This is a genomic window from Cetobacterium sp. NK01 (assembly GCF_024506395.1).
GTDB lineage: Bacteria > Fusobacteriota > Fusobacteriia > Fusobacteriales > Fusobacteriaceae > Cetobacterium_A > Cetobacterium_A somerae_A.
The window spans coordinates 1,899,693-1,911,913 of the sequence record NZ_JANIBO010000001.1; the positions used below are offsets into that span (position 1 = coordinate 1,899,693).

11 protein-coding genes are annotated in these 12,221 nt (G+C 29.6%); 9 read left to right on the forward strand and 2 right to left on the reverse strand.

What is annotated here, in order from left to right:
* Positions 1-38 precede the first annotated feature (38 nt).
* Positions 39-332, forward strand: coding sequence for an ethanolamine utilization microcompartment protein EutM (gene eutM, locus NON08_RS09195; protein ID WP_256691184.1), 294 nt, complete (start codon positions 39-41; stop codon positions 330-332).
* 29 nt (positions 333-361) lie between these two features.
* Here the strand turns inward: eutM and NON08_RS09200 are convergent, their stop codons facing one another.
* Complete coding sequence (locus tag NON08_RS09200; RefSeq protein ID WP_256691185.1) at positions 362-1,576, reverse strand: dicarboxylate/amino acid:cation symporter; 1,215 nt, start codon at positions 1,574-1,576, stop codon at positions 362-364.
* Positions 1,577-1,765: 189 nt separating this feature from the next.
* Here NON08_RS09200 and NON08_RS09205 point away from each other — a divergent pair, with 189 nt between their 5' ends.
* Entirely contained in the window at positions 1,766-2,635 is an 870-nt protein-coding gene (locus NON08_RS09205) for an FMN-binding protein (RefSeq protein ID WP_256691186.1), read from the forward strand.
* A 50-nt stretch (positions 2,636-2,685) separates the two neighbouring features.
* Here the strand turns inward: NON08_RS09205 and NON08_RS09210 are convergent, their stop codons facing one another.
* Positions 2,686-3,279 (reverse strand): sigma-70 family RNA polymerase sigma factor, encoded by a 594-nt coding sequence (locus tag NON08_RS09210; protein ID WP_256691187.1) that lies wholly within the window; start codon positions 3,277-3,279, stop codon positions 2,686-2,688.
* 419 nt (positions 3,280-3,698) lie between these two features.
* On the opposite strand from NON08_RS09210, the gene NON08_RS09215 reads away from it, so the two are divergent.
* The 7 genes from NON08_RS09215 (at position 3,699) to NON08_RS09245 (ending at position 12,081) form a co-directional block, all read left to right on the forward strand.
* Positions 3,699-4,871 (forward strand): M20/M25/M40 family metallo-hydrolase, encoded by a 1,173-nt coding sequence (locus NON08_RS09215; protein ID WP_256691188.1) that lies wholly within the window; start codon positions 3,699-3,701, stop codon positions 4,869-4,871.
* Between the two features lie 34 nt (positions 4,872-4,905).
* The gene (locus NON08_RS09220) at positions 4,906-5,553 is read left to right on the forward strand and encodes a nucleoside recognition domain-containing protein (protein WP_256691189.1); all 648 of its coding nucleotides are present in this window, start codon (positions 4,906-4,908) and stop codon (positions 5,551-5,553) included.
* An 11-nt stretch (positions 5,554-5,564) separates the two neighbouring features.
* Positions 5,565-6,041, forward strand: a complete 477-nt coding sequence (locus NON08_RS09225; protein ID WP_256691190.1) for a nucleoside recognition domain-containing protein — start codon at positions 5,565-5,567, stop codon at positions 6,039-6,041.
* 32 nt (positions 6,042-6,073) lie between these two features.
* A complete protein-coding gene (locus tag NON08_RS09230; protein ID WP_256691191.1) occupies positions 6,074-7,039 on the forward strand; it encodes a methyltransferase domain-containing protein in 966 nt (321 codons plus the stop codon).
* A gap of 20 nt (positions 7,040-7,059) precedes the next feature.
* Positions 7,060-8,232, forward strand: coding sequence for a hypothetical protein (locus NON08_RS09235; protein WP_256691192.1), 1,173 nt, complete (start codon positions 7,060-7,062; stop codon positions 8,230-8,232).
* 101 nt (positions 8,233-8,333) lie between these two features.
* On the forward strand, positions 8,334-11,156 hold the full coding sequence (locus NON08_RS09240) for a DEAD/DEAH box helicase (RefSeq protein WP_256691193.1): 2,823 nt from the start codon (positions 8,334-8,336) through the stop codon (positions 11,154-11,156).
* Positions 11,157-11,250: 94 nt separating this feature from the next.
* Positions 11,251-12,081: an Mrp/NBP35 family ATP-binding protein gene (locus NON08_RS09245; protein ID WP_256691194.1), complete on the forward strand. Its 831-nt coding sequence runs from the start codon at positions 11,251-11,253 to the stop codon at positions 12,079-12,081.
* Positions 12,082-12,221: the final 140 nt, after the last annotated feature.

Consider the following 12,221-nt stretch of genomic DNA (forward strand, 5'->3'; position numbering starts at 1 on the left):
TAAAAAAATAATAAAATAAAACTTAGGAGGAATAAAATATGAAATACGATGCATTAGGAATGATAGAAACTAAAGGATTAATAGGATCGATAGAAGCGGCAGATGCAATGGTAAAAGCAGCAAATGTATACTTAATTGGAAAAGAGTATGTAGGTGGAGGATTAGTAACAGTTATGGTAAGAGGAGACGTTGGAGCAGTTAAGGCAGCTACAGATGCAGGAGCAGCAGCAGCACAACGTGTTGGAGAATTAGTATCTGTACATGTAATTCCAAGACCACATTCAGAAGTAGAGGTTATTTTACCTGCTTCATCAGTTAAAGAGATGAAATAATAAAATATTGTCAGATTAAAAAAAAGAGGTTATACAACCTCTTTTTCTTTATTTAATATACTTTCCATAATAACTGCACATGAAGCATCTCCTAAGATGTTAGTAGAAGTTCTCATCATATCCATTATTCTGTCAATTCCAAATACTAGTGGAAGAGCTATAACAGGAACACCAGCAGCAGCTAAAACAGCAACAACAAGCAGGGAAGGTCCAGGAACTCCAGCAGTTCCAACAGCTCCAAGAACAGATGTAAGAACAATTGCTACATACTCACTTGGCCCAAGATCAACGTTGAACATCTGAGCAAAGAACATAGTTACAAGACCGTATAACATAGCATTTCCATTCATGTTAACAGTAGCTCCCAATGGTAATATAAATGAAGCAGTTGAGTTTTTAACTCCAAGTTTTTTACAACATTCAGTATTAACTGGCAATGTAGCCATAGATGAAGCAGTTGAAAATGCTAAAATCTGGGCAGGTGCAGTCTTTTTAATAAATTTAATTGGCGATATTCCAGTAAACAGTTTAACAAATCCTGGTAACATAATAAAATGTATTAAACCAAGAGCTAAAGTAAATACTAAAAATAGCTTTGTAACTAGTAAAAGTATATTGATACCAAAAAGTGCAATTGAGTTAGCCATTAGTGCGAAAACACCAAGTGGAGCTAAAAGAAGTATCTTTTCAATCATCTTTATTAAAGTTTCATTAACTGTTTCTAAAAGATCTATAATTGGTTTTTGTTTCTCATCAGATACTTTAGATAAACATAGTCCAAAGAATAGTGAAAAGAAAATAATTTGTAAAATATTTCCCTCTATAAGTGATTTAAATGGATTATCAGGTATTATATTGATAATAGTTCCCCAGAAATCTAATCCAGAGTTTGCCCCTGCATAAGCTCCTTCTTTTGCTAGTAGTGATGCAGGAACTACAACTCCAATTCCAGGATTGAATATATATCCAGCTCCAATTCCAATAACAACAGCGATACATGATGTAAATAGATAGTATCCTAAAGTTAAAAGTCCAACTTTTCCAGCAGATTTCGTTTTACCTAAAGAGATAGCTCCAAGAATGATGTTAAAAAATACCAATGGAACAATAAGCATTGTGATTAATTTTAAAAATATGTCTCCTAATGGTGCAAATATTGCTGCTTTATCTTTTAAAATAAGTCCAGCAATTATACCTAAAAACATAGAGATAATTATAGTTGTACTGTTACTAAGTTTCTTCATAAATTTCTTTCTCCTATTTATTAAATTATATTGTTAATTTTATCACATCACAAATAAAAAGTAAAATTTTATTTTGCAAAATATTGAAAAAAGTTTTTCAAAACTTGAAAGATTAAAGAAAAAACTCAAAAACTTGACTTAGTTTGAAATAACGGTATACTATTTGTAAGAAAAGTTTTGGAGGGTAAAGTGAAAAAAGTATTTTTATTAAGTGCATTAATATTTGTGTCATCTCTTACTATGAGTGAAACAAAAATACCTAATTGGACAGTACAGCCTAAAGAGGGTGTTGTAAAAGGTGATTACTATAAAATTGAGGAAAGATTTCGTCAAGGACATTTAGGAACTTTAGAAGTAGTAAAAAATAATGGGAAATTAGTTCATGTAGAGTTTAATGAGTTAACAAGACCTAATTATTACAATCGTTTTTATCAAAATGTTTCAAAAAGACTATCACCATATAATTTTTCAATGGCAGAAAAAAGTGGAGTAGCTTGGATAGAGGGAGTTTTAGCTGCTGAAAATCAAATGATAAAAGAACAAAGATTAACAGGAACTTTTGATATGGTAGCTGGAGCATCAAATAGTATTCAACAATCTATGGTTCCTTTAGCAGAAAAACTAAATTCTAAAATGAATAAAAAGTCTAATGCTAAATACTATAGCATTTCAGAAAACTTTGGAAATGGATTAACAGGATTTTTAAAAGTTATAGTAGAAAATGGGAAGATAGTAGAGTGTAAATATGATGAAATATTTGCAGATACTAAAGATGAAATAAAAGATAAGAGTTTAAAAAGTTTTTATAGACAATCAAAGTATTGGAGTATTATGTATGATGAACCATCACGTATAGGATTTAATGTGCAAATGGATGAATTAAATAATAAAGTTGTAAAAACACAAAATCTTTTAGATTTAACAGACCTTCCTGCTACAGAAAAATCAGGAAATTACAAGAAAAGTGGATTTACAAGAAGAAATACAGCTTGGGATAACTATTTAAAATTAGCAGAAAAAATGAAAGCTGAATTAGAAAAAGATAAAGTATTAAATTAAAAAAAAGTGTGAGATTGATATTTGTTAATCTCACACTTTTATTTTAATAACTATTTTCCAATATATGATCCTAAATAGTTAAGTATTTTCTTTTTAATTCTTTGAATTGTATTATCAATTTTTTTAGGAGTCTCTCCTAAAATTTCAGAGATTTCGATATATGTGTATTCTTTACATAAATGATAGAATACTTTTTTCTCTAAATCACTTAAATTATCAACTAAAAATGTTTCTAAAAGTTTAACTAACTCTTTTCCTAAAACAATCTCTTCAGGATTATAGAAGTTTATAGATGGTGCATTGTATTTAGTAACCTCTTCAAATCCAACATACTCTTCACCCATAACAGCTGAGTTAAGATTTTGATACTTAGCAGAGCTATGTGTTTTAACAGCTGTTATTATCTGTCTTCTAATACATAGATTTGCAAAAGTATTAAAACATGCATTTTTTGTTTCATCATAAGATTTAATGGCTTTCATAAGTCCAATATAACCTTCTTGAAGTAAATCATCTGATTCAGCTCCTTTTAAGAAAAACTTACGATTGTTTCTTAAAATTGAACTTTGGTACTCGTGGAAGATTTTTTCTGTTGCCTCTTCGTCTCCTTGTTGTGCTAACTTAATGTCTCTAATTTCTATCATGGTCTCGTCCCCCGACTTTCTTTGATATGTTTCTTACTCTGTAATGATATCAAAAAATTAAAATAAAATAAATATTCCAAATTTTTCTTTTTTTTTTTATTTTTTGATATATAAACATAATTTATGAAAATGGGAAAGTCAGTGTTTGTAAGGCGAACTAAAAATATACATATTTTGTACAGTAACGAAAATGGGAAAAAAATGAAGAAAAACGGGAAAAACAAGGTAAAAAAAGGAAAAATAAAATGAAGATAGTATAAAAGAAAATTTAATTTAAAATAGACAGTTTATAGACAACATATAGAAAGAGACACGACAATAGCTTATAGAATGAGACTTCCAAAAAAAAAGTGGACAATTATTTTTTTGAAAATATAATAGGAGAGTAAAAACTAATAGAAACTGGAGGATGCAAAATAATGGGAAATAATTTAGAAAAAGCTTTTAGTTTTATAGACAGTAAAAGTGATGAGATGAGACTATTGTGGGAAAATATTTGTAAAATGGAATCGTACTCTTATGACTTTGAAGAGATTGATAAAGTTCAGTCGTATTTAGAAAAAGAGTTTTCAAAAGCAGGGATGGAAACAAAAATATATAACTTTGAAGGAAGTGGAAATAGTTTAGTAGCTTCTTACAAAGGAGAAAATGTTCTTCCTGGTGTAGCTTTTATGGGGCATGTGGATACTGTTCATAAAAAAGGAAGGTTTGGAGAAAATCCTGTTAAAATAGAGGATGGAATAATTTATGGTCCAGGAGTTTTAGATTGTAAGGGTGGAGTTGTAGTAGGGTTTTTAGCTGCTCAAGCACTGAAACATATTGGAATAGATAGAGAGATAAAACTTGTTTATTCAGGAGATGAGGAGATTCAGCACTCTACATCTTTAGGAAAAGGAGCAGATGTATTTTTAAATGAAGTAAAAGGATTTGCAGCAGCTTTTGACTGTGAAACTGGATTTGTAGATGGAAGAATAGCTGTAGGACGTAAAGGTGGAGCAGTTTATAAAATAAAAATAACAGGAAAAGGAGCTCATGCAGGAAATGAGCCTCAAAATGGAATAAGCGCTATAAAAGAAGCTGCTCATAAAACTATTAACTTAGAAAAGTTAACAAACTATGATGGGATAACTTACAATGTTGGAGTTATAAAGGGTGGAACAGTTGCAAACAGTATTCCAGCTGATTGTGAACTTCAAATAGATGTAAGATTTAGAACAAATAAAGATGTAGAGATAGCACAAAAAGTTTTAGAAGATATTACAAACACATCATATGTAGAGGGAACTACAGCAACATTAGAAACAGTTTCTTTAATGCATCCAATGGAAAAAACAGATGGAAATATGAGATTATTTGAATTAGTAAAGAGATCATCTTTAGAAAATGGATTTGTAGAACCAAAAGAGTGTGTATTAGGTGGAGCATCTGATGCGGCGTACAGTGTTATGGCAGGAGTTCCAACAGTGTGTGCAATAGGAGTTAGAGGATATGCTAATCATACTTTAGAGGAAAGAGCTGTGGTAAGTTCTTTAGAAGAGAGAGCAAAGCTATTAGTAGCAACTGTTTTAAATATGCCGAAAGATTTTAAATAAAAATAAAAAAGACAAAGAAAGGAAATAAAAAAAAATGAGTAATAATAATACTAAAAAAAATATAATAGCATGGTTATCACTAGTTATGTTGATAATGATATTTTCAGGAGCATTTCAAAAAGTTGAAGGGCCTTTAAGAGCACTAGATTTTAATACATTAGCAGGAAGTTTTGGAAAGGTATCTGGAAAACTAGACTTTAGAGGAGCTGGTGGAACAGGAGCTAAAGAGGGATTCTTATTTGCTTTAACACTTATACCAACAACGATGTTAGCTTTAGGACTTATTGAAGTAGCACAAGAGTTAGGTGGTTTAAGAGTAGCTTCAAAGATTTTTACTCCTCTTTTAAAACCTTTAATGGGATTACCTGGTGTAGTTGGATTAACATTTGTAAGTACATTTACATCTTCAGATGTAGGAGCTGTAATGACAAAAGAACATTTTGAAAACGACGAAATAACAGATGATCAAAGAGCAGTTTTTGTAGCTTATCAATATGCAGGGTCAGGAGTAATAAATAATACTTTAACTGGAGGAGCACCACTTATAGCAGTTTCAATTGTTCCAGTTGGATTGATTATTCTTATTCAAATTGTAGTAAAAATTATAGGAGCAAATATAGTAAGACTTTACTGTAAAAGATTAAATCAAAAAGAAGCGAAAAAAGATAAAGCATTTGCTTAGGAGGAAATTTAGTGAGTACATCAAATACAAAACAGGTTAGTGTAGTAGAAACATTTATGAAAGGAGCTAAAAAAGGTCTTTATATAGGATTGGAATTAATAGCTCCAGCAATGGTTATGGCATATGCTTTAATAGCAATTTTAACAGTGACAGGGATGATGCCAATAATAGGAAAATATCTATCTCCTGTAATGGCAATCTTTGGATTACCAGGAGAAGCAACAGTAGCTCTAATAGCAGCCTTTTTTGCTAAGGCAGCAGGAGCGGCAAGTGCACTGCTTCTTTATGAACAAGGGCTTATAAATCAAGAGCAAGCAACAATACTATTTCCAACTGTTATAATAATGGGAACTTTAGTAGGACATTTTGCTAGAATAGTTTTAGTTTCAGATGTGGCAAAAAAATATCACAAGTTACTATTGATGGTTCCTCTTATAGATGCAGTTATAGTGATGCTTTTAATGAGAGTGATATTAAAATTTTATTAATTTAATTGATCTCTGGTAAAGAGAGGGATAATATGATTGAAAAGGATTTTGAAAGCGTTGTTGAACTTAGAAAAAAAAGAAAAATGACGCAAAGAGATTTAGCTAGAGTAACTGGATTAAATATAAGAACTATAAGTCGTTTTGAAAATGGGGAAACAATATCGGCTGATTCAGAAAAAAAGATATATATAGCATTAGGCTATGATTTTTTACAAGATACAGATCTTTATTTAGAAAAAGTGAAAAGATCTTTTGATAAACAAGCAAGTGGTTATAATGAATATACTCTTTTAACAGACAATACATATTTAAGTAGAATATTAAATATAGGACATCCATTTAAAGATAAAAGAGTTTTAGATTTAGGGTGTGGAACAGGCTTGTTATCTTTAAGCCTTGCAGATAAAGCAAAGGAGATAGTTGCTTTAGATATAAGTAACGGTATGATTAACAGTTTAAAGGCTAAAATAAAAAAAAGAGAGATAAAAAATATAAGTGCTATAAAGGGGGATATCCACAATACAGAATTTCCAGATAACTTTTTCGACACAATAGTATGCGTTCTTTCCTTTCATCATTTTCATGATATAAGTAGAGTTATGCAAATACTAAAAAGAATATTAAAACCTTTTGGGGAGATTATAGTAGTTGATATATATAGTTCATCAAATGAGGGAGATCAGATTTTACAAAACACTTGTGAAAAAATCAGAGATTTTTCTCATAATAAATTTTTTACATTAAAGGAGTTAAAAGAACTTTTAAAAGATTTTGATTTTGGTGGATTTGAAGTGGAGAAATTTGAGGTTAAAAGAAATTATAAAGACTGGATAAAAATGGCAAATTTTGAAGATAGTGACAAGATATTATTTAATTTATTAAAAGGATTAGCTTTAAACGGGATTTCAATGGGGAGTGATCTAAGACTAGAAGAGAATACTGTAAAATTCACTCAAAATATGGTGACAATTAAGGCTATAAATTTTAAAAACTTCTAAAATAGAAAAAGAGGTAATAAATGAAAGAGATGTTATTGATGTTAGCAATTATAATATGTATATTTGCTATTGGGGATATATTAAGTGTTTTTACAAAAGCTAAGTTATCGTCGATATTTGTAGCTTTACTTATTTTTTTAATACTATTTATGTTGAAAATAATACCAGTTGATATTGTTGAAATATCTGGTTTAACAAAAGTTGGTCGTTGGGCTAGTCCTATTTTGGTTTTTGGAATGGGAACAATGGTAAATTTCAAACAATTGAAATCAGAGTGGAGAACAGTTTTAGTTTCAATGATTTCAATGTTTGGTGCTATTGGGTTTATGATGTTAGCAATACCGATAATTGGTAAAAATTCAACTTTAGTAGCAGTTCCTATAATAAATGGAGGAATTGTTGCTACAAATATAATGGTTAGCGGAGCGTTAGAAAAAGGATTTCCAATGGCAGCTGCATTTGGTACATTGATATATGCCTTGCAAAAATTTGTAGGGACACCAATAGCTTCTTACTACGGATTAAAAGAAGCTAAAAATATAGTGAAAAAACACAGAGAAAACTTTAGTCTACAAAATGAGATTAAAGATGAAATAGATGACGAAAGAAAAAAGATAAGATTTTCAGAAAAAAATAAAGCGTATTTTACCCCTTTTGTTTGCTTTGGAATAACAACTTTAGGAGCTTACATGGGTTTTTTATTACAAGATTTAACTAGTATAAATAATACAATATGGTGTCTAATTATAGGTGCTACACTTTCTCACTACGGGGTTGTTCCAGAGAAAATTTTAGATCATGGAAAGGCTTCAGGATTTATAACTATAGCTGTTTTTGCTGGAATAATTCCCTCTTTGGCAAAAATAACAACAACAGATTTACTCTCTTTAGGATGGCATTTAATAGTTGTATTTGGAGCTTTAGTTATAGGAAGTTTTATAACTATGTATATATTGCCAACTTGGAAAATAATTGGATCTAGAAATATATCTATGGGAATTGCTATGGCTCAGCTTTTAGGATTTCCAGCAACCTTACTTGTAGCTCAAGAGATATCTTTAGCAGTAGCTGAAACAGATTTAGAGTATAAAGCTATTATGGAAAAAATAGGACCAGCATATGTAGTTTCAGGATTAGTTTCTGTAACGACGCTGTCTGTGGTAGTAGCGGGGTATTGTTTAGAATTTTTATAATATAAATAAGTAGACGACTAAACTTTTTAAGTTTAGTCGTTTTGTATTTAAAAAATATGCTATAATATACTATACAAATTAAATGTAATAAAAGGTGAGAGATGGAAAGATATATATTAGAAAGCTTGAAAACAAGTTCTATTGATTTTACACTAGAATCAAAGGGTGAGTATCAACATAAGCTTTTGTCAAATAGAGAGAAAAAAATAGTAACAGATATAAGAAAAGAGCTTGAAAGTTGTGATGAATTTATAATTTCAGTGGCTTTTATAACAGAGGGAGGTATCTCTTTAATATTAGAGCAGCTAAAGGAGTTAGAGAAAAAAGGAGTTAAAGGAAAAGTTTTAACAGGGGACTATCTAAATTTTACTCAACCAAAAGCTTTAAAAAAACTGTTATCATATAATAATATAGAAGTAAAACTTTTAAGCAATGAAAAGTTTCATGCTAAAGGATATTTCTTTAAAAAAAATGATGTTTGGACACTAATTGTAGGAAGTAGTAACTTAACTCAAACAGCACTAACTGTAAATTTTGAGTGGAATTTAAAAGTTAGCTCTTTGGAAAAAGGTAAAATAGCTGATGAGATTATAAGTGAGTTTAATAAAACTTTTAATAATCTTCCAAATCTAACTTTAGATATAATAGAGAGTTATGAAGAGATATATAACTTAAATAAAAAAATGGTAAAGTTACAAAAAGAAAAAGTTAAAAAAAGTATAGAGATTAAGCCAAACCTTATGCAAAGAGAGGCTTTAAAAGCCTTTGAAGTTTTGAGAAAAACTAAAGATAAAGGACTGTTAATAAGTGCTACAGGTACAGGAAAAACATATTTAAGTGCTTTTGATGTAAAAGCAGCAAATCCTAAAAAAGTTTTATTTTTAGCACATAGAAAAACAATACTTGAAAAATCTAAAAAAAGTTTTGAACTTATAATGAAAGATAAAAATATGTGTATATATGGTGAAGATATATTAATAGATAAAGATGTGGTTTTCGCAATGGTTCAAACATTGAGTAAGGATAAACATTTAGAGTTATTTTCAAAAGAAGATTTTGATTACATAGTTGTAGATGAAGTGCATCATAGTGGAGCTAAAAGCTACCAGAAAATCTTAAACTATTTTAAACCTAAATTTTTATTAGGTATGACTGCCACTCCAGAAAGAAGTGACGATTTTGATATATACGCTCTATTTGATCACAATATAGCTTATGAGATTAGACTTCATGATGCACTAAAAGAGGAGTTATTATCTCCCTTTCATTATTTTGGAATCTCAGATATATCTATAGATGGTAAAGAGATTGATGAAAAAACTTCAGTGAAAAACTTAGTGCTAGATGAAAGAGTAAATCATATAGTTGAAAAAAGTAGATACTATGGCTACAGCGGTGATAAACTTCATGGACTTATATTTGCATCAAAAGTTGAAGAGGCAGTAGCTTTAGCAGAAAAATTAAATGAAAAAGGGACAAAAGCTAAAGCCTTAAGTGGGAAAAGTAGTGATCTAGAAAGAGAAAATACTATAGATAGTCTAGAGAAAGGTGAGATTGAATATATTGTAACTGTAGATATATTTAATGAGGGTGTAGATATACCTTGTGTAAATCAAGTTATATTTTTAAGACCAACAGAGTCATCAATAGTTTATATTCAGCAACTGGGAAGAGGGCTTAGAAAAAGTGAAAATAAGGAGTATGTTGTAATATTAGATTTTATAGGAAACTATGAGAAAAACTTTTTAATACCAACAGCTATATCACAAAATAATAGTTTTGATAGAGATTTTATGAAAAGATTTTTAATAAATGGAACAAATATGATTCCAGGAGAAAGTACTATAACCTTTGAAACTATTGTAAAAGAAAGAATCTTTGAAAATATAAATAAAACAAACTTCTCAACTAAAAAAAATATAGAGCATGATTTTAACCTTTTGGAAAAACAGTTAGGAAGAATACCTTTGCTTAATGATTTTTTCCAAAGGGATATGATAGAGCCTAGCGTTATATTAAAGTTTAGAAAAGATTATGATGAGATTTTAAAGACGTTGAGACCAACTCTATCTTTAGGTGAACTTTCAAAACTTGAAAAAAACTATCTAACTTTTTTATCGTCTGCTTTCACTCCAAGTAAAAGAGTCCATGAAATTGTTATTTTAAAAACTTTGTTACTTAATAAAGATAGTTCTATAGAGGATATAGAGAAGATTTTAGAAAAAGATTACTTTTTAATAGAGCAGAGGGAAAATATTGAAAATGCAATAAAACATTTGTCTAAAAATATTTTTACTAGCTTATCTACAATAAAAGAGTATGAAGCAATAGTAGAAGAGGGAGATAGATTTAGTTTAAAAAAAGAGTTTGAAAAGAGCTATGAAAAAAATAGTTACTTTAAAATTTTAATAGATGATTTGATAGAGTATAATCTGAATTATGTTTTGAAAAATTATAAGCAAACTACAAAAGAGACAATATTAAGGTATAAAGAGTACACAAAACAAGAGGCTTTTTGGAATCTGAATTTAGATTTTAATAACGGTTATCAAGTGAGTGGTTATACAATATTTGAAGAGCAAAGAAAGGTTATTATATTTATAACACTAGATGATTCATCTCCATTTGCTGTTTATAACAATGAATTTCACGATCAAAGACAATTTACATGGTTTTCTAAGAATAATAGATACTTAGAAAGAAAAGGAGTTTTAACTGGAGAGGGGAAAATTGCTAATAACTACTATACAATAGAGGTATTTTTAAAGAAAAAATCTGGAGAGAACTTCTTTTATTTAGGAGAGGTTGAAAAAGTTTTAAGTTTTAAAGAGAGCATAGGTAAAAAAGGAGATCCTTTGGTTGAGTATGAGTTAAAGCTAAAGTATGATATAGATTCAGATCTATTTAGCTATTTTAATTTATAAAATGAAATTGACAAATGAATTAAACTATACTAGAATGTGCATATATAAGAAAACATAATTTTTCTTAATTTACGTACTGAAAAGGAGGACAAAAATGTCAAGTTGTAATTCATGCCCATCTCAAGGGTCATGCTCAAAGGAATCTACAAGTTGCGGAATTGTTAATAATCCTGCAAATAAAATAAAAAAAGTAATCGGTGTTATGAGTGGAAAAGGTGGAGTTGGAAAATCAACAGTTTCTACTTTACTAGTTAAGCAGTTAGCTGATCAAGGATATAAAGTAGGTATTATGGATGCTGATATAACAGGGCCAAGTATCCCAAGACTATTAGGTTTAAGTGGAGAGAGAGCTGGAGGAAAAGGAAATGATATATATCCAGTTGTAACTAAAGATGGAATAAAGGTTATCTCTTTAAACTTTTTAGTTGAAAATGAAAATGATCCAGTACTATGGAGAGGACCAATAGTGGGAAGAGCTGTAAAACAGTTTTGGGAAGATGTTATTTGGGGAGAGTTAGACTACTTAATTATAGATATGCCTCCTGGAACAGGTGACGTAGCCTTAACTGTTATGCAATCAATACCACTAAATGGTATTGTAATGGTATCAGTACCTCAAGATATGATATCTATGATTGTTGCAAAAGCTGTAAAAATGGCAAACCAAATGGATGTAGAGGTGTTAGGAGTAGTTGAAAATATGAGTTATGTAGTTTGTCCAGGTTGTGAAACTAAAATAAAACTATTTAACGGAGAGTCTACAGATAGCTTCTTAAAAGAAAATGGTTTATCTCTTTTAGGAGAACTTCCAATGGTTTCAAGTATTTGTAATCTATCTGTTGAAGGATATGAGAAAAATAAAGATGAGATAAATAATATATTTAATCCTGTTACAGAGAATGTATTAAAAAAAGTTAGAGTATAAAAGTTAAGGGTCCTAAATAGGACCCTTTTTTTAAACGAAAAGTCTGTATTGTAGAAGTTTTTGTGTCTTAAATATTTAAAATTTTCATATATTTTTTTAATAGTAATTATGTTAAAATTTATACTCAGGGGGTGATTGTT

Excerpts from the sequence above, each read along its gene's own strand:
- eutM (WP_256691184.1), top strand. The coding sequence starts at position 39 with ATGAAATACGATGCATTAGGAATGATAGAAACTAAAGGATTAATAGGA.
- NON08_RS09200 (WP_256691185.1), bottom strand. The coding sequence starts at position 1,576 with ATGAAGAAACTTAGTAACAGTACAACTATAATTATCTCTATGTTTTTA.
- NON08_RS09210 (WP_256691187.1), bottom strand. The coding sequence starts at position 3,279 with ATGATAGAAATTAGAGACATTAAGTTAGCACAACAAGGAGACGAAGAG.
- NON08_RS09215 (WP_256691188.1), top strand. The coding sequence starts at position 3,699 with ATGGGAAATAATTTAGAAAAAGCTTTTAGTTTTATAGACAGTAAAAGT.
- NON08_RS09220 (WP_256691189.1), top strand. The coding sequence starts at position 4,906 with ATGAGTAATAATAATACTAAAAAAAATATAATAGCATGGTTATCACTA.
- NON08_RS09230 (WP_256691191.1), top strand. The coding sequence starts at position 6,074 with ATGATTGAAAAGGATTTTGAAAGCGTTGTTGAACTTAGAAAAAAAAGA.
- NON08_RS09235 (WP_256691192.1), top strand. The coding sequence starts at position 7,060 with ATGAAAGAGATGTTATTGATGTTAGCAATTATAATATGTATATTTGCT.
- NON08_RS09240 (WP_256691193.1), top strand. The coding sequence starts at position 8,334 with ATGGAAAGATATATATTAGAAAGCTTGAAAACAAGTTCTATTGATTTT.
- NON08_RS09245 (WP_256691194.1), top strand. The coding sequence starts at position 11,251 with ATGTCAAGTTGTAATTCATGCCCATCTCAAGGGTCATGCTCAAAGGAA.